The organism is Microcoleus sp. A2-C3, assembly GCF_036706065.1.
Classification (GTDB): domain Bacteria; phylum Cyanobacteriota; class Cyanobacteriia; order Cyanobacteriales; family Microcoleaceae; genus Microcoleus.
Genome location: NZ_JAUBVX010000060.1, coordinates 1 through 22,409, shown reverse-complemented (window position 1 = coordinate 22,409; position 22,409 = coordinate 1). Strand labels below are relative to the sequence as shown.

Below are 22,409 nucleotides of genomic sequence, written 5' to 3'. Positions count from 1 at the left end.
CTGATGACTAATGACTGATGACCAATGACTGATGACCAATGACTGATGACCAATGACTGATGACCAATGACTGATGACCAATGACTTCTTCCTTCTTCCTTCTGCTATAGTTTGCCCTTACTGAAAGCTGGGAATGTTCTCAATTTATATTCTGACTTACAACGAAGAGATTGATATCGCCGCTTGCATAGAATCGGCAATGCTTTGTGACGATATCATTGTAGTTGATTCTTTCAGCAGCGATCGCACCCTTGACATTGTTCATAACTATCCGGTGCAAACAGTGCAGCACCGCTTTGAAACTCACGGACGCCAGCGGACTTGGATGCTCAAAGAAGTAGAATGCAAGTACGAATGGGTTTATATCCTCGAAGCTGACGAGCGGATGACGCCTGCACTGTTTGCTGAATGCTTAAAGGCGATCGTAAGTCAAGAATATATCGGTTATTACGTAGCTGAAAAAGTAATATTTATGGAGCGCTGGATTCGTCGCAGCACTCAATATCCCCGCTATCAAATGCGCCTATTTCGCAAAGACCAAGTGTGGTTTACTGATTACGGTCACACTGAACGGGAAGTCTGCAATGGGCCTACTCACTTTTTGAAGGAAACTTACCCTCACTATACTTGCAGCAAAGGTCTTTCCCGCTGGATTGAAAAGCACAACCGCTACTCGACTGACGAAGCAGCCGAAACTTTGCGTCAATTAGAAGCGGGCAAGGTGAATTGGTGGGATTTAGTATTTGGCGCCTCGGAGGTGGAAAGGCGGCGCGCTTTGAAAGATTTTTCTTTGCGCTTGCCTTTGCGGCCAGTCGTGCGCTTTTTCTATATGTATATTTTACTCGGCGGATTTCTTGACGGTCAAGCGGGATTGGCTTGGTGCACGCTACAAGCTTTTTACGAATATCTAATTTTGCTCAAAGTGTGGGAAATGAAACATATGCCACTGCCAAATTTAGACGCAGTGGAGGAACAGTCTATTTCGGAAGTAATAACAGTTGAGCCGTCTAAAGTTTCATCTAATATTTGTGCGTCGGATACTCGTAGTTGAAAATTGGGAATTGGGAATTGGGAATTGTTGGGCGGAATGAAACGGAGGGTTGTTTTTTCACGGGGCCGGCGTATAAGGTGCGTCGCCATGAGATTTGCGATTGAATGCCAGAGATTAAAAATGGCTACAAACCCTACGATTACTGTTACATATTTTTTGAGAAATGGTATAAAATCTAAAATCTAAAATCTAAAATTCTGTAAGTTCCGTTAAGAATATGCGACACAGGAAAACAGAAGAAAAACCCGGTTTCTTGGAGAAACCGGGTTTCTGAATACCCTCAAAGTTTGAAGTTTAATCAAGTTTTGATTGTTAACTCAAAACTCTCACAACTTAAAACTCTTGAGATTTGGCTGCTGTTTTTACCCGATCGATCTTTAAGATCAACACACCCAAAGGTGGCAAACACAAGTCGATCGAATAAGCACTGTTGTGGAACCACCACTCATCAGTCCACTTACCCCCCAAATTCCCCATATTACTGCCGCCGTACTCCCGCGCGTCGCTGTTAAACAACTCCGTATAGAAACCCGGTTCCGGCACTCCTACACGATAGTGAGAGTGCGGTTGCGGCGTAAAATTGCACACTGTCACCACAAACTCATCGCCATCCTTCTCGCGGCGCACGAAGGCCACCACGCTGTGCCGATTGTCGCTGCAATCAATCCACTCAAACCCATCCTCAGCAAAATCTTGACTGTAAAGTGCCGTTTCGCTGCGGTACAAATGGTTCAAATCTTTAAAAAATAGCTTCAACTTTTGGTGCGGATCGAATTGCAGTAACTCCCACTGCAAATCCCCCCAAACGTTCCATTCATGCCACTGGCCGAACTCCATCCCCATAAACATCGTTTTTTTGCCGGGATGAGCAAACATAAAGGTAAACAAACACCGCACGTTTGCAAACTTTTGCCATTCGTCCCCTGGCATTTTGCCGATGATGTGGGCCTTGCCGTGGACGACTTCATCATGGGACAAAGCCAGCATGAAATTCTCGCTGTGGTTGTACCACATACTGAAAGTTATGTTGTTCTGGTGGAACTGGCGGAACCACGGATCCATGTGGTAATAGTCAAGCATATCGTGCATCCAACCCATGTTCCACTTGAGGTTGAAGCCCAAACCGCCTACATAGGTCGGCCAAGATACCATCGGCCAAGAGGTAGATTCTTCGGCGATCGACAGTGCCCCTGGGAAATAGCTAAAAATGACGTGATTTGTCTGACGCAGAAAATCTGCCGCCTCGATATTTTCGCGGCCGCCGTACTGGTTGGTCAGCCATTCTCCGGGTTCGCGACAGTAATCTAAGTACAACATCGAGGCTACGGCATCTACGCGAATCCCGTCGATGTGATACTTGTCAAACCAGAACAGAGCGTTTGATACTAGGAAATTCCGCACTTCGTTGCGGCCGTAGTTAAATACTAGGGTTCCCCACTCTTTGTGCTCGCCCTTGCGGGGGTCGGCGTGTTCGTACAAGTGAGTTCCGTCAAAGAAAGCCAAACCGTGGCCGTCTTTGGGGAAATGTCCCGGTACCCAGTCCACGAGTACGCCAATGCCGTTGGCATGGCACTGGTCAACAAAATACATGAAATCTTCGGGTGTGCCGTAGCGGGAAGTTGGGGCGAAATAGCCGGTGACTTGATAGCCCCAGGAACCGTCGAAGGGATGTTCGGCGATGGGCAGCATTTCGATGTGGGTGAATCCCAAGTCTTTGACGTAGGGAATTAGCCGATCGGCCAATTCGCGGTAAGTCAAAAAGCGCGCCCCGGGATTCAGTTCCGAAACCGGAACGGCGGGTTCTATTTCCCCATTTAGCCCCAGGGCGGGTTCCCCAGCGCTGGCGTGCAGCCAAGAACCGATGTGGCATTCATAAACCGAAACTGGTTGTGTCAGTTGGTCTGTGTGCCGCCGCTGGTCTATCCAAGCGCTGTCGTTCCAAGTGTAGGTATCTAAGTCTGTGACAATTGAGGCTGTTTTTGGCCGTACCTCTTGCTGAAAACCGTAGGGGTCGGACTTTTCGTAGGGATGTCCGTCTTGGTTTTTCACTTCGTATTTGTAGTGAGTTCCGTAGGATAGTCCCGGAATGAATAATTCCCAGATGCCGTTTTGGGATTTCCGCATTTGATGTTTACGGCCGTCCCAATAGTTGAAATCTCCTAAAACTGAGACGTTACGGGCATTCGGAGCCCAAACTGCAAAATATACTCCTGTGATGCCGTCTACTTCGGTGAAGTGGGCCCCTAGTTTTTCGTAGATCCGATGGTGGTTGCCTTCTGAGAATAGGTGTTGGTCAAATTCTGTCAGTTTGGGCGATCGAAAGGCGTAGGGGTCGTAGATAAAACGATCGTGTTCCCCTTCTTTGACTCGCAATTGATAGTTTGCTAGTTCTGGGGTGTCGATCGTACATTCAAAAAAGTGAGGGTGATGCCCTGATGTCATCGGGTATTCGGCCCTGGCCTCTGGCAAAACTACCGATACTGCATCCGCATTGGGCAGATAAACTCGGACGGCCCAGAATTTTTTGCCATTTTCTTCGATCGCGTGGGGGCCTAGCACTTCAAATGGATCGTCGTGTTGATTTCCAACAATCCGGTTAATCTGTTCAATGGGGACTGTCGCGGGCATAAAACTACTTACCTCAATATTTTAACTAAATGGCTTTCAAAACCTAGAGCGACGCTGCACTTTACATTTGGATACATTTTTGATCGCTAATCCTACCACGCTCACTGCTCCAACGTGCGCCCTTGCCCACACAGCAGGCAATCTGATTGCCTTGCTGGCGGTCAAGCTGTGATTTTACTGCTAACGCCTAACATTTCACTATACAAATCTTAAAACAGATTGAAAAATATAAATTTTTCCCCAAATATCCTTGACTTTTTATAAACTGTGTGATATGTGATTCTTTTTCAAACTCTTGTCGATTCGTTTAACCAGGGGCGTGAAGGAGCCTGAGTTTTTGGAAGAACTTAATTTTGATTGATAGCTGGAATTTTTAGGCTTTGTTGATCGCCCGACAGGTATCTTTTAAAATCCCGGAGGCAGGGTTTCGCCGCAAACCTGGTGAATTTTGGCAATGCGATCCAACAGCCAAGGATACTCAATCCGGTATTGAGGAATCAAAGCTAAAGGACTCAGCAGGGCGGCAGCAGTGATATCTGCCACGCTCAAGGAGTCGCCTACCAAATAGGAACCATCCTGCCAGCGACGCTGCAACAGGCCTAAAGCAGCACTCAGGCGCAACTCGGCTAGTTTTGCCGAAGCGTGGTTAATGCCGAACTGACGACGCGCCAATTGAATCACTAACTGGCTCAAAACAGATGGGTCAATTTGCTTGCCCGCACCGGCGCGAAACTCGTAGTAAACAAATCGAGTGGCAATGCCGATGCTTTCATCGAGCCAGTCTTCGATCATCCAAGCCTCTGCTTGCAAACTCTCGTCTGCGGGCAACAGTGGCGGGGAAGGGAAGCGAGACTCGATCGAGTGCAAGATTTGCGTCGAGTCTGCGATCGCGAACGGTTGACCTTCAAGTTGAGGAATAAGTACCGGCACTGTCCTCAAACCTCCCGTTAGAGGCTTGAGTTTCAAAACGTGCAAGCCCGGAGTCAAATTTTCCACTTGAAAGGGGATGCCCTTGTAACCAAGCGCTAAGCGGACTTTGCGGCAGTAAGGGGAGGTACTGAACTGTAGTAAAAGCATCTGATAATAACACCCAACTTGAGGCCTAGACTGATGAGATGAAAAAATGCGAAGAGCGAACTATTTTTCACCCACTGGCTAGGCTCGTTGGGCAAACACTCCGGGAACCCCTAGTTAGGGCTTTTTAGGAGCGGGAGAAGGGGAAGCAGTTCCACCAGCCCCAGCTCCACCAGCCCCAGGAGTAGCCTTTGGAGATGCTGTCGGTGCTGGAGCAGAAACAGGAGGAGTAGTAGTGGTGCCACCAGCAGGGGTGGGGCTAGCACCGCCACCGCCGCCTTCACCGCCGCAAGCACCGAGGGCTGCTGCAATGCCAATTACCAAAGTCAAACGAATTAAACCCTTGTTCATAAACACTCCTTAACATTCAAAACCCATCGCAAGGAAGGGAATAGTGTACTTGAGAAACAATGCTGGCACGAATAGATTGACGATTCGCTCGTTGATTACAATACTGCATTTATTAATAAATTTCACATTGATTCTGGCGAATCGGCAAAAAATTCCTTGTTTTGGCAAATCTAGAAGTCAAAGAGACCAGTGGTAGGATGGGTTGGTTGGTTAGTGAGGTATCTTTAGGTAAAGGATAACCGATCGATCCGAGATTTCCAGAAATTGGCGATCGGCAACCGAAAAAACTCCTAACCTCAATCAAGCTGAAGCTGCCCCACTATACGTATTGGTGAATTCTATGACCGCTGCTATCAGATCCCCAGATTCTCCTCGCCGCTCGCGATCGACCGGCAAGCCCACTACATACCCTGCCAAAAGCAAAGTTACTTCTATTGCCCGAGCTAGACGGGCAAAAACTGGGCCGGTATTGCCTAACTACTCGCCAGCCGACGAACAAGCCAAACCGCGCGCGGCAGCATCGGTGCTGAAAGTGATGCCCGATCGCCAGTCGCAACCGATGTGGTTGCGATCGCTCCTGCGGATGGAGCGGGCCTCCTCAGCGGCAGTGGTACTGATTTTGGGTGGTGCTCTGACTCTCTACGGTTTGACTGTTTACGGCGAGCAGCGCTGGAGTCAAGAGTATCAAAAGCTGGAAACTCTGCGTCGGGGTGAACAGCAGTTGAGTGCTGCTAGCGAAGTCTTGAAAAACCAACTTGCTAAAGAAGCTGCAAATCCAGAAACGGGTTTGGCTGCTCAGAAGCCTGCGGACACGATTTTCTTGCGCCCGGCCCCGGAAAACCGATCGCTCGGTGCAGAGGCTCCAAACTCCGAAGCACCTGCTCTCAAAAATCCATCAAGTGTGGCAACGCCACTGGGCTATTGAGGGGTCAACGCGGAGAGGGCCCAAGGGAACTGTCCGAGGGCCCGATAATTTGAACGGATAGCATTCGTGATTCGTCTGAAGGAATCGATCGCAAAGGTTTATGCAATTAAGAACTGCTTAACGGTCTGGGTGATTGCTATAAAATATAAAATCTAAAATCCAAAATCCAAAATGATATAAGTTGCTTTTAAATTTTTAATTTTATGAGCTATGATCCCCGTTTTGACCGCTACAGATCGCCGAATTTTAAACGTCCAAAAGCGTCGAGCGATGGCGTTTGGTGGGGCAAACTGACCAAACCCAGAGTTGCGACTAAGGCTAGCAGCCAGCCCCGGCCGAGGCCACCGCTGGAACGTTTAAAACGCAGCAAGTTCCGCTTGTGGGCTGTGTGGGTGGTGTTGATGCTATCCGGGCTGGGGCTGGCTGTAAATTTGTTCTATTTGCAGGTGACGCGAGCTCCGGCGCTACGCAAACAGGCTCTTGAACAGCAAACTCTCAAAACGAAGCCGTTTGTGCCGAGACGCCCGATCGTCGATCGCACGGGGAATGTTTTGGCGATCGACAGACAGGTGTACACGCTCTACGCTCACCCGAAGTTGTTCAAGCACTCAAAGGGGGATATTGCTGCTAAATTGGCTCCGATGTTGCCGATCGAAGTGGCCCCTGGCAATACGGCGGAAACTGAACTGCTGCGAAGGTTTAATCTGGGCGAAAGCGGTATTACTATTGCTAGTTCTTTGGCTCAAGAGGTAGCCGATCGCGTGGAGCGGATGCAAATTAAAGATAGTCCCGTGGATGGGCTGGAGTTGGTACGGCAGCAGCAGCGTTTTTACCCGCAGCAGGAGTTGGCGGCGGATATTCTGGGTTATGTGGATGGGGAACAGAAGGGACAGGCTGGGGTGGAATACAGCCAGCAGAATTTGCTGGAACGATCGATGCCGTCGATCCAATTTAGTAAGTCGATCGATGGACATTGGCTTCCCGATCGCCTGACGGCGGGATTTGTGCAGCTTGATGACTTGAAATTGCAATTGACGATCGACAGTCGCTTGCAGCGGGCGGCGCGGATTGCTCTGAAGGAGAAAATGCTGAAATACGGGGCGAAGCGGGGCACGGTGATTGTGATGGATGCCCGCAACGGGGAATTACTGTCAATGGTGGCTGAACCTACCTATGACCCGAATCAATATTTTAATTTCGATTTGTCGCGCTATAAAAATTGGGCTGTAACTGATGTTTATGAGCCTGGTTCGACTTTTAAAGCGATTAATGTGGCGATCGCCCTAGAAGCCGGTGCGGTGAAACCTAACACTGTGTTTAACGACGAAGGTCGGATTTACATGGATGGCTGGACTATCCAAAATTCCGATTACAAACAAGCAGGTGCCCGCGGCCCTTCCACTGTTACGGAGATTTTGAAACATTCTAGTAATGTGGGGATGGTGCACGTCATGAGAAGTATGAAAGCTTCTCTTTACTATCAAGCTTTAGAAAAACTGGGAATGGGACAAAGTGCAGGAACTGATTTGCCTTTTGAAGTAACCAGTCAGCTTAAAAATCGCGAGCAATTTATTAATTCTCCGGTGGAAGTTGCTACTACGGCTTTTGGGCAGGGTTTTTCGATAACTCCGATGCAGTTGGTGCAGCTTAACGGGGCTTTGGCTAACGGTGGCAAGTTGGTAACTCCTCATGTTGTGCGGGGACTTTTTGATCGGGAAGGTCAAGCTTTCTGGAAGCTGCCGAGGGCTGTTGGGAAACAAGTTTTTTCGCCACAAACTACTAAGCAGGTTTTGGAAATGATGGAAACTGTGGTGGATGGTGGTACGGGGAAAGCTGCACAAATTCCTGGGTATCGGATTGCTGGGAAAACGGGGACGGCTCAAAAAGCTAATGCTGGTGGGGGTTATTCTGATAAGGCGATTATTACTAGCTTTGTGGGGATCATGCCTGCGGAGGCTCCTCGGTATGTGGTGCTGGCGGTGATTGATGAACCGAAGGGTGGTTCGGGGGGAGTTGTGGCGGCGCCGATTGTGGAGTCGGTGATGGAGACGCTGATTAATATTGAGAAGATTCCACCGAGTAAGAAGTAGGAAGTCGGTTGAATGGAGATGATTCGCGTGGGGCTGGTTCACCCGCATAAGTGTCTACTTAAGACTAAAGTCCTTTGGATCTGTCGTTCAAATCCGAGGCCTGATCCCCCTAAATCCCCCTTAAGAAGGGGGACTTTGAGTGCTTCTTGTGCACACCCTTCTTAACGGGGGGGACAAGAGTACATACAAGGGTGAGGTCTGGATGTAGTCTCAGTAGCAATATCTGCCGTCTTTAGCTGTGCGTTGTCTTTGGGAGGTGCGCTTGTGTCCTAAGAGAGTGGAGACGATGACGCAGCGATCGCTATTTTTTAAATCGGGATGAGATAGTGTTAGGGTTCCTTTTGCTCGCAGGCTTGTTTGGCCGCACTCGTCGGTACTGTTATAAACGACGCAACCTCGGAAGTTGAACATTACCCGCCGAATTGTTTTTTCTCCTGTAGCTTTGTTGTTTTCATTGACGTTGAGCAGTGTTGTTTCATCGGGATTTATTTGAATTTGCGGTTCTAGGTTTTTCCATTGACTGGGTGGTACTTGGGCTGGGGTAATCTCGGCTGGGTGGACTGCTACTTGTAGGTTTTTTCCTACTTCTTTGAAGCTAGTTTGCCATGAAATTTTGTCGCGTTTGGCGTTGCTTAGGGCTAATTCCATTGCCCAATAAGCCCGATCGACTGATAGCTTCAAACGGTGGTTGTTGATGAACATCAGCCAACTGGGAGTGACGATCGCACTAAACACTCCTATGATTAAAATAATTATCAATAACTCAACCATTGTAAAACCGGCGGCAGGTGCAGTGGCTCTGCTTTTGAGCGTTTTATGTATTGACACGTAGATGCACTCCTTGATATTTAGCTTGAAATGAAAAATGGCTAGGAGAAACTATTTTTGATGGCTCGATTTTAACTTTTGAGTTTGGTTACTGTGTAGATCGGTATTTACTGAAATTTTATATCTATTTAAACAAGCTGCGGGTAAGGATACGGCAGTGCTGTTTGCCGACAAATATCGCCTGCAATGTATATGCTGGAAGGGATAGTTTAGTCAGGATACGGCAGTGCTGTTTCCCTACAGGCATCGCTTGCAATGTATATTTTACAACAACAATACGGTAGTCGGGACACGGTAGTGCTGTGTCGCTAGAGAGATCCCGCAGCGGATCAATGGCGGGTATTGATTCGATCGCCCTTTGGGAGAAATCGCCCGATCGGATCAATGGTGGGTATTGATTCGATCGCCCTTTCGGAGAAATCACGGGTATTGATTCGATCGCCCGGTGTGGATGAGAGTCTGCGGGGGTTGCTAAATTTGCGATCGCACTAAAGCTCGAAAGGCTTTGATAGCGACGTTTTTGCTGGCTGTTTTGCTCCGTTCGATATACTGGGGGATGAGATGGGCGATCGGGAAGTTGGGAAACTGGAAACTGTGATCGGCCTTGATGTATTTTCCATCTTGGAAGACACTGATTTGCAGGTTGTGGCGGTTGTAGCGCCACAGTTCGGGAATTCCTAATGCTGCGTAGTTGTTGAGCTGAGTGCGGGATGTGATGTCGATTTTTATGGCTAAATTGGGAGGGTGGTCTGTGGCTAAGTCGATGCGATTTTTGCCTCTGACTGCGGCTTCGTTTTAGATGTAGAAACTGTTGTCTGCTTCTACTCCTTGAGCTATTTTTGCATTTTTAAATGTAGTCTAGCCCAGCGGTCTAAATTCTATATCTAGTTCTTCGAGGAGATTTTTTACTAATCGCTAATCAGCACTTTGTTAACTTCGTGTTCCATGCAGGAAACCATGATTTCTAAGGTTCGGTTACTGTATGAAAGTCGGGATGAGCGCTTTTATCCCTGTTCAGCTAATATGGTTTCAAACATCTGCCAGGTTAGGTCTTTTGGCTGTAATTGATTTCCTGGCTGAACTGTTATTTGTTTTAGTTCTAGCTGCGTAGTTTGACTCTTTTAATTGGATTTAAAATATCAAATAATTTATGTTAATATTTTTTAGCAATTCAGAACTTATGCGGAATTGCTGTCAGAGAGTATAAAATATCTAGGGAACTGCTGGACAACCCTCTTTTGTATTAGTATCGTATTTTCCCTCAGCAGTTCTCATTCCTCCTAGGATAGTTTCCACAATTACGCACTGCTTTGTACCGCCACCAGCAGGAGCAACTGTGACCACAAAAGGTAATTTTGGATTTTTTGAATCGTTTGGATCGACTATACCGTTATAACTAAAAATAAGTGAGCTAGTAGTAGCAGCGGTACACACACCAGCAGGACAGCTAGCAGCAGAAAGTTTAATTTGTCCTTTTTTAATTTCGCCTCCAGCGTCGAAAGTCACTGTTTGTATAGGAGGGCTTGGGGCTGGAGTTGCTGTGGTGTTAATTGTAGCTGTTGGCGGGTCAAAAGGAGCAATATTATTAAAGAATGTAATTAATCTATCGCTCTTAGTTCGCTTTGCTTCGCTTTGTGCACTTCGCAAGGTTTGGAGGACTCGATCGTTGACTGTGCGGACTCTTTGTCTGTTGATGAATGCCAGCCAGCTTGGAGCGGCGATCGAACTTAATATGCCTAATACCAACACTGTCACCAGCACTTCTAGAAGCGTGAATCCTCCATCGCCCTTTCTAGATGCAGTTTTGTTGAATTTAGGGTGGGCTTTGGCAGCAGAATTATGCAAAAGTTTTAATAATATTGGTGGGGTTTTCATAGTTTTCTCCTGTTTTTGCGATCGGCTGAGGGCGATTCGGAAATCTGTTTCAAATATCAGTTACTGTCCTCGCGCACCTAGGCCTTTTACTTGCACGCTTGCGGTTGGGAAAAATGCCGAACTGGTTGTTTTGAAATCAGCATCGTTTGGTTGAAGGCGGCGGAGGCTGTTTCCTCTAATCGTAACTCTGGCTACGTTTTTAGCTGTATCTACACAAGCATAGAAACTGTTAGTTGGCTTGGCACTTAAAGAATCTGTTATTTTTAGAGTAGTTTCTGGGATTGGTGTTGGCATAACTCCTGTTGTATCAGTAGGATTTCCAAGAGCGTTTTCGCATTCTTTTGGGTCAATTGGTGTTGGCACTGGGCTGGTGTGGTCGATGTAATTAACCAATACTTCAGGATCTTTAAAATCGGCTCCCATCGTCACATCTACTGTGGGCTTATTATTAATGTCAAAAGCTGGATTAAACGCTTTATCTGGTGCATATTCGTTTGAGTCAGTAAGACTGTAGTAAGGATAGGCTGGATCGGATGCGGCGGATGAACTTGGGTTTTTGACTCCATCCCTAATTTCATAGCGGGCAATACGACTAGGACAAGGGCTTCCTAAAGGCTGACACCAAATAGGGTTAGGAGTAGTATCTTTAATCTGGTAGTAGGCAACTAATGACAGTACATAAGTGTCGTTGCACTCACTACCGTTAGGTGGGCAATCGCTTGGTTTTTTTGCACTAACAGCCGAATTAATAGGAACAGCATTTTTAATTTGCTGTCGCTTCCAAAATACTAAAATTGGAGTACCAGTAGTATTGCTAGGAGGTGCAGGAAGTTTAGTCGCGGGGTTAATAGCAGTGATTCCTGCCTGATCGTAAATATAAATAGCTTGACTCAAGTCTTGGGCGATGAAATCAACTGCCGCCTGAAGGTCTTGCTCGGTGTTTGACTTGACTTGTTCTCTCCTGTCGGTATTCAGCATATCGACTACAAAGGCGAGCATGGGGGTGATGATTAAAAACGCCATAATCGAGCCGACTAATAGCTCGACTAGAGTCATGCCCTTTTCGGTTTGAGCTGGCCCTGAGCGGTTTTGTTGGTGCTGACTTTTGAGAAGCAACCTGAGTAAAATTTTCATTTTGACTTTTTCCTTTGTCAAATGGAGGGAGCGATTTTAAATTTAATAACGGGGACTTTGATTGTTACTTACAGCCATTGGTACCTTCGAGTCGAGCGCACAACGATTCATACGCGGAGGTCTCTCCTGTAGTACGGGGAATTTGTGTAGTCATTTCTACTACTGGCATAGTACGATCGCCCAAACCCCCCACAACAGATTGCTTTTTCGCACTCTTTGGGTTCTGCTTCAAAGTCTCGCCAGACGGAAGCGCAAAGGAATCGGCCCTGTAAACCCGCACCATTAACTCGTAGCCCGTTGTTGTGGGATCGGGGGGATTTGATGGATTTCGCCAAGCACCCTGAACGTAAAAGTCTCTGCTGCTAGTAGGCTTACAACCTCCGCCATCCATGTCAATGCAATATAAAGTATTGTCTGGGTCTGACGGAGCAGTAGCATCTGCCACATTTGCGGTGGTGACTTGGATGGGGAATCCTTTACCACCCGGGCCTGGTGTTGGACTCGCGATCGCCCCCGTTCTGAGAGCGTCGATGTAAGTTCTCGCCGCCTGTGTGGCCAGTTCCGTCCGCCGCGCTTGGACGCGAGTTGCTACTGAGAAGGCCATCACCGGGGCGATCGCAATCATCAGCACGGAAACTACAATCATCGCTACCAATGACTCGATAATCGTGTAGCCACCATCTCGTGAGTGAGATAAATTTTGCTGTTGTTTTTGCTTAGTCATAAATAGGACTCCAGTAATTGCGCGGCGGAAAGTTAGGGGGTTAGAGGCATTTAGCTCGATCGGCAGTTGTTAGGGTTTCCGTGGCGTTTGTGGCAGCAGCGTTGTCCGTTACTCCGCACATTAAAGTTTGTACCCACTCGTCATTCCGAGGTACTTCCCGGAAATACTCGGCCGGCTCAGTCTTTCTGGGAGGAGTTGTGAACCTTTGGGTAAACAAGTCAGGTGGCTGAGATAGCTGGCCTACATCAAAACCCCAATCCCGACTTGGCGGTCTGAAGAAGGGAAGGAGACCGTTTCCCTCAATTCTGTATCCGGGGGAGTCTGGGACAACTTCAGGAGCTGTATAAACAACTGTAGGAGGTGGAGTTGTTGGGGGCTGGAAAAGACTTTTTAGTTTCCTAGCTGCATCTTGCTGCGGAGAAGTCCTTGGCAAAATCGGCTGATAAGGCCCGGTGCTGTAGGCACTGCGTTTTAGTTGGATGAAAGAACCCTTAATCTTAGCCTTAATGTCGGTGCCGTTATTCCAGCTCTCCAAGAAGCGGGGCAAATTTTGCAAGCCACCGTTAAAGTCACCGGTAGTGCCGTCGAGCTTGCGTGAAGGAATGTCCCCGGAACCGATGATTAAATTAAAGTTTGTCTCTTCGGCTCGCGTTATCCACCCGGTTCTTGTAACCGTATACCCTTGCGGTGGCGTATTCCCAGTTCCATTATCCAATTCCACTGTTTGGATCTGCAAGACTGGCATCAGCAGTGGCTGGAAAAGATTACCTGCTAAAACAGGCAAATCTTGATTATTCAAATCCTTGACATTGGTGTTGAGTGCAAAGGGTACATCAGAAGTCCCGTCGTAACTCATGGAAGTGCCAGTTAACGTGGCAAACCACAGAGAATTGTCTTTTAGAGCGCCAACACCAGGACTAGCCGCTCCGCCAGTAATTCCTAATGGCCCTCCTGTCAGAGCATAAGTAGTAGCGTCTCTTTGAAAAGCAACGCGGCGGGGGAAACGTTGCAACGTTGTATCTAATGGATATGAGAGAGTAGCAGTTGTTCCGGCTTTAAAATCAGCGGATGGGGCATAACCGCCGCCGATAGTGTTTGCCCTCACTTTTGCTACCGGATTGACATACCAGTCCTCAGCTTTGCATTCCGAAACAGGCAGTTTCATACAAACTTCCATCAAATACTCTGGGAAGTTCCCGCGCCGCTGGACAGGGGTGGCGAAGTTAGTGAAGTAAGAACTATCAAGCTTAGTGGGGACGGTCTTGTAGCTTAGGTCTGTAAGCCCTCCAGTCGTAACGAGACTGCCAATAGGTGAGAATACCCCGCTGGTGAGCCCGTTAGTTACAAAGTTGTTGTTGAAAAATCCTTGCTCTTTGCGGGGCGATACAGCAGCAGCGCCGACATTATTTCTGAGGTCAAAGTCACCCTCGTTGCGGAAGCCAAAACGATAATTCTTTGACAGCAGTGTGACAGCATCTGCTAATACAGTTGCCTGACGCCAATTGTCACCCCCACAAGCCGTAAGTCGGGGGTCGCCCTTACGGCAGGCAAAACTATTATTAAGCCCGTTCCTTCCGTAGAAATCAGCTTCCGTCCAATTATTTGGCAGCGGCGTATTGAACTCTTCTCCCCCGCTGTGAAGATTAAACTCTCCTTTGATATAAACCGGCAAATTAGAAACTAAAATCAAGCCTTTTTGCTTGACTATATCTGTCACACTGGTTACGTCCGGGGTCGTGCCGCGGTATAGTTCCTTACCGTTGATTAGGACAATGCCGTTGGGTTTGCGGGTAGGATCGAGCAGAGAGTCCGAGGGGCTGACTCTTTTGCTGGTCTTTTCGTCGCCTGTCCGATCGCTGCGATCAGGCAGCGCGTCATCTCGGCTTGCATAAATTATCCCACTGTTTGGCAGCAAATACTCCGGGCTTGGCCCAGTAGCATTAGTTTGATTGATCGTCTTTTTCCGAAGTTGATCTAAATCAATCTGAGTGGCGCGAATTTCTAGGGGTTGCCGTTCTTCTATGGGCTGATTGTAATCTCCTGTTAAGTTTGCTGCGCCCGCAACGCCTTTAAGAGGACTGCTCAGGGTAAAGGTTTCATTAACGGTGGTAGTCGGATCGTCGCGATCGATCGCCTTGATTTCTCTGGCATTCAAAAATGATACTTCTTGAATTGCTCCGTGAGGAATCTTTGCGTCATTGGGAATCGCACCACTCAGAATGTGAAGTGCACAATTTGTTGAGTCTATAGCAGCCTTTTGTGCCAAAGTGCGATTAGTTTCAGCCACTTGAAGAGCCGATCTCAAAGGCCCGTTGGCAAACCGACCGTCGGGGAAGACTAAGTTGGCTTGATTATCCAAAACTGTATCGCCACCGCTCAACAAGCCGTTCGCCACAGTGGAAGCACCCGTCGGTCTGGCTGTTCCAGGGAAGTCGTAGGTGATGCCGTTGTTAGAGCCGATGACTTTCGGCTGCGTTCCTACAGCAGGAAGTTTGGGTAGCCCTGCTACTAATACGGCTGGGGCCTGTGCTCCCTGTCCGCTGACATCGGCTAGCAGCGTATCATCGATATTTCGCGCTGTCAAAGCGCTGCTGGGGTCGTAATAGCTGCTAATACAGGCGATCGGCTTTTGGACTGGTTGAGCTGGTGGAACAATGTCGTCAGCCTTGTAGCCTTCCTCTGCATAGTGATAAACTGCCGATGCCCGCATCCGCAAATCACCTTTGGCATACTGAGGATTCTTAGCGGCAAGCTCAACAACCGGGGATGTTACATTAAGGGGTACTGCCGACGGCAGATTCGAGCCATCTGGCAGCCATGTAAAGGGCACCCAATTTGAATCACGAGGGCTGCCGACAACAGCATTATTGTTATAGACTTGAGAACCTGGGCCGAGCGGTGACATCGGCATCGTATCTGGCCAAACCACTGGGAACTCCTGTCTACCCGGCATTGCTGGGTCGTCATAAGTATTTCCGGGAGCCAGGGAGTCATTGATTGTTGCTCGTCCATATTTTGGAGTACCCGCAGCGTCTAGCCAAACAGGCGGCGGCAGGAAGGAATTTCTGCGATCGTAAACTCCAGCACTGGTGATGACCCGCAAACCGCCAATGCCATCGACTGCTGTTTTAGGTATTTGGGCTGCTGATGCTTCCCAGAAACCGTCTCTTAAATCTGCATCTGTCTTTTCTCCTAAACCGTTACCTCGGTCTGTCGCCCCCACGTCAGCGAGCTGTGTTATCTGCGAAGTGCGCGTGCGAGTTGGTTCTGTTGCGTCGGTATTCCACTTTCCCGCGACTTCTTGCGGAGTGCTGACTAATTCACTTTTAGTGCTGTCCCACCACTTATTAGGCAAGCTGTTGCCTGCAACCAAGCGATCGCCCAAGTATGCTTCTTCTTCGATCGGATTTTTTGGATCGATCTTTGTTGCTTCTAGCTGGTTGAGATTGAGACTTAGTTTAGTGTTGGCATCAGTCGGAAGGTTCCATGCGTCGATCGGTCGCAGATTCTCCCCGCTATCTAGAATGGGCGAGCCTCCGGTTGGTGCTGCTGGTGCTGGTGGTAGCGGGTCGAAGCCAACAATTCCGCTGTCTCCAAATGCCACGTCAGCAAAGGGAACTTTTCGGGTTGTGAGTTTAAAATAATTTTCTAGTGCTTGCTCCCGGCTCTGAGTGGTCGGTCTCTTCTGGACTGACAATGGGTCATCAGTCGCGGGTTTAGTCCTCGACTGCCACCCCACTAGCAAGCTGATGCGATCCTGAAACGCTTCGTTGTTGTAAAGTACGTCTAAAGCTGTAGAGGTTTTGTTAACAGATTGACCCTTTATTTTAGGGGTGAATGCCGTGCTAATTTTTTGATCGGTTATTGGAGCCGGCTTTTTAAACAGGTGTACTTGAACTGTATTAGAAGGAAAATTATCACCCGAACCGCCATTTACTACATTGCCACCGACAAGTATTTTGCTATTTTCTTGCTCGTAAAAACAAGAATTAGGGCTGCTAACTTGATATAATTTTAAATTGTCATCACCGCCTAACCCCGACACTAAAAAATTACTATTTGTAATCATTCGCCCGTTGATATTTAACGGAGGGCCGGGAGATATTTCTAAGTCGTCTTCGTACACAACCGCATTGTTACTGAGGGGAATGCGACTTTGGTCTTGCTGGTATTCGAGAGCCGATATGCTGGTAGTGCCTGTGAAGGGTAGATACTGATGAGTATTATCCAACGCCTGCGCTGCTGCCGCTTCTGCTTGATCTTTAATCGGTACATTAACCGTGTAAACAAAGAAACTTTTTAACAGTCTGCCGTTAACACTGTACCAACCGGAATCCCCAACCAAGCTAGCGATATTACCTGCCGCCGCCTCACATCCTTTTTTCAGTACCCCAAGGGACATCGGTGGCGTTCTTGCTTCCAGCGGTTTTCTTGCCCTCTCAAACTCGCCTGCATTAATACCTGATGGAATACGTGGGGGGCTGCGGAAAAATATACCGTAAAGGGTAAAAGTGTCAAATTTGCCGTCGTTATTCGTATCGACGGGATATCTCCAAGCAGTATTTATTGATTCGTTTGTTTCGAGATTAAAGCCTGCATCTGTAACTTTAAGATCTGGAGATATGGCTGGCACAGAGTCTAGGTTAGCTTTAACTTTTAGGCGTGTCTCGTCCCCAAAGGTATAAGTATCGGTACCACTACCAGCACCAGTGCTATCGGACATCATCCGGTACATTTCATTGTCGGAGGGAGTCGCCAGTGGCTTTTGCGGGTCTTCCCGCAGCATAAACTGAATTTTCGCTTTTGCCCGATCGATCGCGGGAGTAGCGGCCGCCAGCACCTGCTGGTTCACCCGCACGTTGCGAGCCGTATTTGCCCGATCGAACGATCGCAAAGTAATCGCCACAGTCAACAAAATCACTACCAGCAACACCATCGTCACCGTCGGCAGCACAAACCCCGCCACAGGCAGTTGCGCCCTGCGGCTCATAGCCATCAGTGCACGCAGCATTGCTCTCATCAGCCGATTTGCCCCGGATCTGGTAACACCAGCGATGCGCCGCAGCAAAGATACGATAACTCTGGATAATTTGCTTTTAAACATTAACGCCTTCCCGGATATTTTCAGAGATGGTATTGCAGGTAGATACTGCTCGACATTACGATCCCATCTTTATAGTTCCCAATTTCCCCAACATCCATATCAGCCCTTGCACAAATTCACAAAATGTGTACTCTCGCTGAAAAATAAAACCGACAAACCCGCGATCGAACTCATCGCCGATATATTTTCCCCGAAAGATTTGACCTACAAGGATTTTGGTTCGGGAACTCCACTCTAGTCTAGTTCGATCGAGATGTCAGTGCCCAGCGGTAAAGTCAAATGGAGGTGCTGTTTTTGTGCCGAGATTCGATCCCCCCTAGCCCTCCTTCAGAAGCAGGGGACAAGAGTGTTCTCAAAGCCCTGTTTCTTAAGGGGAGGACAAGAGTGTTCTCAAAGTCCCCCTTTTTAAGGGGGATTTAGGGAGATCGAATTTCGGCCGTAGTGCGATCGAATTTTGGTTGTTGTGCGATCGCCCGTAGGGAAACGGCACTGCCGTGTCCTCCCACCCATCGCGCGATCTTATTGTCCAAAAGTGTGATCGCAAATATCAAGCCGCAGCCGTAGCATTTGCTTGTAGAGGCTCAATTTCCTCCGCTGTAGCGTGACGGCGCGGGTCATTAAAACTGCCCGCAGCCAGCCAATGAGGATTTTGAGCCGCCTCGCAACCAATCACGTACAGCGAAGATTCCTTAAAAGCAGCCCAGAGAGCATCACAAGCCTGTTTATCCATCAGTGAATCGGCGATCGGGCGATCGTGAATCAGAGCAAACAAATCAAACTCATTGCGTTTTGGATTCCACTGATATTGCAAACTAGGAGCATAACCCATTTCGATTAATTGTGCGATCGCGCGATCGGGCGTATATCCATCCAAGTGCACCCGATTCAGATAGATAGACACTTGCACGTACTCATCTTTCGGGGGTAGCAGTCGGTAATTCGAGTTAGTCATCATTATTTGTCTCCTCAAATATCAAGCAGCAGCCGTAGCATTTGCTTGTAGAGGCTCAATTTCCTCCGGCGTAGCATGACGGCGCGCGTCATTAAAGCCCCAAACAAATAACCAATCGGGGTCAGCGTGTCCGCAGCCGATCGAATATATCTGACTGTGCCTAAAATACCTAAAAAACTCCTGACACTTTTGGTCAGTCATTAGCGACTCATCTAGTGGCAAATCATGAATCAGCGCATACAAATCAAATTCATCTCGCTCTGGATTCCATTGATAACGCAATTGGGGACTGTAACCAAGTTCGCTCAGCTTTGCCAAAGCCTCATCAGAGTTAGCGTAGCCGTCTAACCGAACACGGTTGAGACAAACCACTACCTGAACGTGGCGGTACTTTGCGGGTGTTAATCGATATTCGGTCATGAGTTTTTCCCTCTTTTCTCATCACAAGTGTAATAGGGTCTGCCGGTTACGTCCGAGTGTCTCGTTGCTTCGCGATTTTGTTTTTCGCAGCGTTTAAAAGCTTCTGCGTCACTCCGGGCATAAAAAGGTCTGTCCGGGTTTTCCGCTAGTTCAGCTTCTAAATCCTCCCAAGATTTCTCAGGGTTGTCTGAATCTCTCAACATTTGTCCCTCGCGGTTTGTTCGAGGATGCCGTTTATTCGATATAGTCGATCGGTCATCAGTCTGTCTCCTCAGTTTTCGCGGCCGTCTTGACGCACTTCGGCTTTGACTCTAAAACGGGTTCGTTTTCCTGTAACCAGGTTTCGATGTACTCCAACAGAACCTCATTCATGCTGAGGCTACGCATGGCGCAAGATGCTTTGAACTTGGCTCTTGTCTCTTCAGGTAGATAGATTTTTACGGACACAGTTTTACTTGTAGTCAAAGTTGCCATATCGCTATATCGATTTGTCTATGTGTCTAGCCTGACACACAGGCGCGCGATCGGATATGGGCGTTTATCGACATAAGGACTTATCGGCTTGTCCCTATGTCGATATAATAACAGATATAGCAAAAAAAACGACAACCCCGCCGAGTTAATTGGACGATCGCGCGATCGTAACTCGGCTGTAAGCTATATTTATCAACAGTTCGACGCCAAAATCGACACCAACGAAGCGCCCGATATCATCACCCACCCATGAAACAACCCTCCAAACCCCCCGATTTCATCATCATCGGTGTCCAAAAAGGCGGCACAACATCCCTGTACAACTACCTAATCCAACATCCCCAAATCGCCCCTGCCGCCCAAAAAGAAATCCATTATTTCGACCTCAACTTCGACCAAACCCCCGACTGGTATTATTCCCAATTTCCCCAAGCCCAAAGCGGCGAACACCAGCTAACCGGAGAAGCCAGCCCCTACTATATTTTTCATCCCCGCGTCGCCCAGCGCATCCACGATTTATGTCCCAAAGTTAAAATCATCGCCCTGCTGAGAAACCCAGTAGAGCGCGCAATTTCCCATTATCATTACTACATAAAAATTGGCTACGAATCGCTATCTCTCGAAAGTGCGATCGCCTCGGAACCCGAAAGACTCCAAGGGGAAATCGAAAAAATCCTAGCGAGCCCAAATTACGAAAGTTACAACCACCGCCACCATACATATCTCAGCCGCGGCCTCTACGCCGACCAACTTCCAGACTGGATGCAGCTATTTCCCAAATCACAACTTTTAATCCTCAAAAGCGAAGATTTGTATACAAATCCTGGCGGCACATACAACAGCGTGTTAAAATTTCTAGGCTTGCCGCCGCACGAATTAGAAACCTACGAAAAATACAATTCCAACCAATATCCGCCCGTGAGCGAGACGGTATACGAGCAATTAAGGGCATATTATCGATCGCCCAATCAGAGATTAGCTCAATTGTGCGATCGAGACTTCGGCTGGGACTGAAATAATAAGTCCGACAGGGGTTTAAACCCCTGCCGGAATTGCACCGAAAGCGCACTGCTGAGACGGCAAAAAGCAATGCCTGAGTCTCTACCCGCAGCTAAACTTTCAAAAAATCTTATGAAAACCAACCGAAATAAGGTTAAAATAAAGGCAGAATAAATCCTGCAATCTACAATACTGGTTTAATTATGGCACTCAAACTTCATGTTCCGTCGATCGTCTGTTCCGGCTGCGGAACCACTATTACCGAAGCCATCAAAACTGTTGAATCCGATGCGAAAATCGATGTAGATATAGCAGCCAAGACTGTCACCGTGGAAGCTAAAGCCTCGGAAGAGTCTATTAAACAAGCTGTGGTTGCTTCCGGTCACACTGTTGTCGAAGCATAATATCAGGATCAGCCCTAGTTTCTAGTCGGGGCCGTTTTAAACATAATCCCTTACATGAATCTTTGGTTGGGGAGGGCGAGTTTACAAATATTCTCGATGTGCGTCATAGATATCGGTGAACTCGCCGCTACAGAATCCGCGTATACAGAAATTGCCAATGACTACTGACTAATTTAACTAGCGTGAGTGGGAAGTCCCGCGCTCTACCTGTACTCAGGTGAGCGACGGGATGAAAACGAGCCAGAAAACAAATTGAGCGACAGCGAGTCAATTCTATCTATTTGAGCTATGAGAGTTTAATCAGTATTTGGTGTTCTCGATAAATGTATAAAGCATATAAATACAGAATCTATCCAACAAGTGAGCAAGAAACCTTGCTTGCAAAGTCTTTTGGCTGTTGCAGATGGTTCTGGAATTATGCCTTAAACCTTTGTCAAGAGACATATAAGAATACTGGTAAGGGATTAACTAGAGGGTATATACAAGGATTGTTGCCCAATCTCAAGAAAGAATATGAATGGCTAAAAGATCCTTATTCTCAATGCTTGCAAGTCGTGGCATTGAATCTATCGACAGCCTACAAAAACTTTTTTGATAAACGCGCCATGCTGCCTAGATTCAAGTCTAAGCATGGTAGACAGTCGATTAGTTATCCCCAAAACGTCAAATTTGAAAATGACTATATCAATCTACCTAAGATTGGTTTGGTACATTGCAAGCTGCATAGAAATTTTGATGGAGCTATTAAAACTGTCACAGTATCTCGCAACCCTGACGGTAAATACTTTGTTTCCGTTCTAGTCGATACTTCGACTACGCTCAGCACATATGATGGCAAAGATCAAGCCGAATCAGTACCAATTAATAAAGCGGTTGGGCTTGATCTGGGATTAACTCATTTTGTAATTACCAGTGATGGCTCAAAGTTTGATAATCCGAGATTCTTGGTCAAGCATCAAAGGAACCTAAAACGGAAACAGCAAAAGCTATCCAAGAAAAAGAAAGGTAGCAACAATCGCAATAAAGCCAGATTGAAAGTGGCGAAAGTCCACTCCAAAATTGCCAGGTGTCGCGAAGATTTTCTGCACAAACTATCCCGCAAGGTAGTAAACGAAAACCAAGTTATTGCAGTGGAAAATCTCAACATCAAAGGCATGGTACGGAATCATAATCTAGCCAAAGCGATCAGCGATGTTGGCTGGGGTATGTTTCTCACGATGCTTAAATACAAGGCTGAGTTTGAAGGAAAGATTTATATCGAAATTGATCGATGGTTTCCTTCATCCAAGACTTGCCATGGGGTGCATCTCACTTTGGCGAGTATGCCAAAAAAGGGTTAAAATGAAAAAGCTAGTAAAATTGCCAAATAAAGATGA

At 47.5% G+C, this 22,409-nt stretch carries 18 protein-coding genes and 1 pseudogene; 6 read left to right on the top strand and 13 right to left on the bottom strand.

Features of this window, described 5'->3' with window-relative positions; translation table 11 throughout:
* Positions 1-133 precede the first annotated feature (133 nt).
* Entirely contained in the window at positions 134-1,051 is a 918-nt protein-coding gene (locus tag QUB66_RS24935) for a glycosyltransferase family 2 protein (protein WP_265237573.1), read from the top strand.
* Between the two features lie 333 nt (positions 1,052-1,384).
* On the opposite strand, the gene glgB is transcribed toward QUB66_RS24935, so the two are convergent.
* From glgB to QUB66_RS24920, 3 genes are all read right to left on the bottom strand, one after another.
* Positions 1,385-3,679 (bottom strand): 1,4-alpha-glucan branching enzyme, encoded by a 2,295-nt coding sequence (gene glgB / locus QUB66_RS24930; RefSeq protein WP_265237574.1) that lies wholly within the window; start codon positions 3,677-3,679, stop codon positions 1,385-1,387.
* A 405-nt stretch (positions 3,680-4,084) separates the two neighbouring features.
* Positions 4,085-4,756 carry a glutathione S-transferase family protein gene (locus QUB66_RS24925; RefSeq protein ID WP_332970216.1) on the bottom strand — a complete coding sequence of 224 codons (672 nt, stop codon included), beginning with the start codon at positions 4,754-4,756 and terminating at the stop codon, positions 4,085-4,087.
* Between the two features lie 114 nt (positions 4,757-4,870).
* Positions 4,871-5,104 (bottom strand): serine protease, encoded by a 234-nt coding sequence (locus QUB66_RS24920; RefSeq protein WP_332970217.1) that lies wholly within the window; start codon positions 5,102-5,104, stop codon positions 4,871-4,873.
* Positions 5,105-5,444: 340 nt separating this feature from the next.
* Between QUB66_RS24920 and QUB66_RS24915 the strand changes: the two genes are divergently transcribed.
* The gene (locus QUB66_RS24915) at positions 5,445-6,029 is read left to right on the top strand and encodes a hypothetical protein (protein WP_332970218.1); all 585 of its coding nucleotides are present in this window, start codon (positions 5,445-5,447) and stop codon (positions 6,027-6,029) included.
* 203 nt (positions 6,030-6,232) lie between these two features.
* On the top strand, positions 6,233-8,119 hold the full coding sequence (locus QUB66_RS24910; RefSeq protein ID WP_332970219.1) for a peptidoglycan D,D-transpeptidase FtsI family protein: 1,887 nt from the start codon (positions 6,233-6,235) through the stop codon (positions 8,117-8,119).
* Between the two features lie 210 nt (positions 8,120-8,329).
* On the opposite strand, the gene QUB66_RS24905 is transcribed toward QUB66_RS24910, so the two are convergent.
* The 10 genes from QUB66_RS24905 to QUB66_RS24860 all read right to left on the bottom strand — a co-directional run bounded on the left by QUB66_RS24905 (position 8,330) and on the right by QUB66_RS24860 (position 19,630).
* Positions 8,330-8,890 carry a transcriptional regulator gene (locus tag QUB66_RS24905; protein WP_265237584.1) on the bottom strand — a complete coding sequence of 187 codons (561 nt, stop codon included), beginning with the start codon at positions 8,888-8,890 and terminating at the stop codon, positions 8,330-8,332.
* A gap of 181 nt (positions 8,891-9,071) precedes the next feature.
* The gene (locus QUB66_RS24900) at positions 9,072-9,611 is read right to left on the bottom strand and encodes a hypothetical protein (RefSeq protein WP_332970220.1); all 540 of its coding nucleotides are present in this window, start codon (positions 9,609-9,611) and stop codon (positions 9,072-9,074) included.
* A gap of 548 nt (positions 9,612-10,159) precedes the next feature.
* Positions 10,160-10,822, bottom strand: coding sequence for a pilus assembly FimT family protein (locus tag QUB66_RS24895; RefSeq protein WP_332970221.1), 663 nt, complete (start codon positions 10,820-10,822; stop codon positions 10,160-10,162).
* A 60-nt stretch (positions 10,823-10,882) separates the two neighbouring features.
* Complete coding sequence (hpsC, locus tag QUB66_RS24890) at positions 10,883-11,956, bottom strand: hormogonium polysaccharide secretion pseudopilin HpsC (protein WP_332970222.1); 1,074 nt, start codon at positions 11,954-11,956, stop codon at positions 10,883-10,885.
* A gap of 64 nt (positions 11,957-12,020) precedes the next feature.
* Positions 12,021-12,680 (bottom strand): hormogonium polysaccharide secretion pseudopilin HpsB, encoded by a 660-nt coding sequence (gene hpsB, locus QUB66_RS24885; protein WP_332970223.1) that lies wholly within the window; start codon positions 12,678-12,680, stop codon positions 12,021-12,023.
* Between the two features lie 40 nt (positions 12,681-12,720).
* Positions 12,721-17,784 carry a hormogonium polysaccharide biosynthesis protein HpsA gene (gene hpsA, locus QUB66_RS24880; protein WP_332970224.1) on the bottom strand — a complete coding sequence of 1,688 codons (5,064 nt, stop codon included), beginning with the start codon at positions 17,782-17,784 and terminating at the stop codon, positions 12,721-12,723.
* 547 nt (positions 17,785-18,331) lie between these two features.
* Positions 18,332-18,739 (bottom strand): hypothetical protein, encoded by a 408-nt coding sequence (locus tag QUB66_RS24875; RefSeq protein WP_332970225.1) that lies wholly within the window; start codon positions 18,737-18,739, stop codon positions 18,332-18,334.
* 18 nt (positions 18,740-18,757) lie between these two features.
* Positions 18,758-19,156, bottom strand: a complete 399-nt coding sequence (locus tag QUB66_RS24870) for a hypothetical protein (RefSeq protein WP_332970227.1) — start codon at positions 19,154-19,156, stop codon at positions 18,758-18,760.
* Positions 19,153-19,359: a hypothetical protein gene (locus QUB66_RS24865; protein WP_332971286.1), complete on the bottom strand. Its 207-nt coding sequence runs from the start codon at positions 19,357-19,359 to the stop codon at positions 19,153-19,155. Before QUB66_RS24865 ends, QUB66_RS24870 begins: the two co-directional genes overlap by 4 nt.
* A 55-nt stretch (positions 19,360-19,414) precedes the next feature.
* A complete protein-coding gene (locus QUB66_RS24860) occupies positions 19,415-19,630 on the bottom strand; it encodes a plasmid partition protein ParG (protein ID WP_332970228.1) in 216 nt (71 codons plus the stop codon).
* A gap of 249 nt (positions 19,631-19,879) precedes the next feature.
* Here QUB66_RS24860 and QUB66_RS24855 point away from each other — a divergent pair, with 249 nt between their 5' ends.
* The 3 genes and pseudogenes from QUB66_RS24855 to QUB66_RS24845 all read left to right on the top strand — a co-directional run.
* Entirely contained in the window at positions 19,880-20,644 is a 765-nt protein-coding gene (locus QUB66_RS24855) for a sulfotransferase domain-containing protein (protein WP_332970229.1), read from the top strand.
* Positions 20,645-20,832: 188 nt separating this feature from the next.
* The gene (locus QUB66_RS24850) at positions 20,833-21,033 is read left to right on the top strand and encodes a heavy-metal-associated domain-containing protein (RefSeq protein ID WP_332970230.1); all 201 of its coding nucleotides are present in this window, start codon (positions 20,833-20,835) and stop codon (positions 21,031-21,033) included.
* Between the two features lie 323 nt (positions 21,034-21,356).
* A pseudogene (locus tag QUB66_RS24845) lies at positions 21,357-22,331 on the top strand (RNA-guided endonuclease InsQ/TnpB family protein); the annotation flags it as partial.
* Positions 22,332-22,409 lie beyond the last annotated feature (78 nt).

Bases quoted from the DNA above. Each gene is read 5' to 3' on its own strand.
- QUB66_RS24925 (WP_332970216.1), bottom strand. From the start codon at position 4,756: ATGCTTTTACTACAGTTCAGTACCTCCCCTTACTGCCGCAAAGTCCGC.
- hpsA (WP_332970224.1), bottom strand. From the start codon at position 17,784: ATGTTTAAAAGCAAATTATCCAGAGTTATCGTATCTTTGCTGCGGCGC.
- QUB66_RS24860 (WP_332970228.1), bottom strand. From the start codon at position 19,630: ATGGCAACTTTGACTACAAGTAAAACTGTGTCCGTAAAAATCTATCTA.
- QUB66_RS24875 (WP_332970225.1), bottom strand. From the start codon at position 18,739: ATGATGACTAACTCGAATTACCGACTGCTACCCCCGAAAGATGAGTAC.
- QUB66_RS24935 (WP_265237573.1), top strand. From the start codon at position 134: ATGTTCTCAATTTATATTCTGACTTACAACGAAGAGATTGATATCGCC.
- QUB66_RS24910 (WP_332970219.1), top strand. From the start codon at position 6,233: ATGAGCTATGATCCCCGTTTTGACCGCTACAGATCGCCGAATTTTAAA.
- hpsB (WP_332970223.1), bottom strand. From the start codon at position 12,680: ATGACTAAGCAAAAACAACAGCAAAATTTATCTCACTCACGAGATGGT.
- hpsC (WP_332970222.1), bottom strand. From the start codon at position 11,956: ATGAAAATTTTACTCAGGTTGCTTCTCAAAAGTCAGCACCAACAAAAC.
- QUB66_RS24920 (WP_332970217.1), bottom strand. From the start codon at position 5,104: ATGAACAAGGGTTTAATTCGTTTGACTTTGGTAATTGGCATTGCAGCA.
- QUB66_RS24915 (WP_332970218.1), top strand. From the start codon at position 5,445: ATGACCGCTGCTATCAGATCCCCAGATTCTCCTCGCCGCTCGCGATCG.
- QUB66_RS24855 (WP_332970229.1), top strand. From the start codon at position 19,880: ATGAAACAACCCTCCAAACCCCCCGATTTCATCATCATCGGTGTCCAA.
- QUB66_RS24865 (WP_332971286.1), bottom strand. From the start codon at position 19,359: ATGTTGAGAGATTCAGACAACCCTGAGAAATCTTGGGAGGATTTAGAA.
- glgB (WP_265237574.1), bottom strand. From the start codon at position 3,679: ATGCCCGCGACAGTCCCCATTGAACAGATTAACCGGATTGTTGGAAAT.
- QUB66_RS24905 (WP_265237584.1), bottom strand. From the start codon at position 8,890: ATGGTTGAGTTATTGATAATTATTTTAATCATAGGAGTGTTTAGTGCG.
- QUB66_RS24850 (WP_332970230.1), top strand. From the start codon at position 20,833: ATGGCACTCAAACTTCATGTTCCGTCGATCGTCTGTTCCGGCTGCGGA.
- QUB66_RS24895 (WP_332970221.1), bottom strand. From the start codon at position 10,822: ATGAAAACCCCACCAATATTATTAAAACTTTTGCATAATTCTGCTGCC.
- QUB66_RS24870 (WP_332970227.1), bottom strand. From the start codon at position 19,156: ATGACCGAATATCGATTAACACCCGCAAAGTACCGCCACGTTCAGGTA.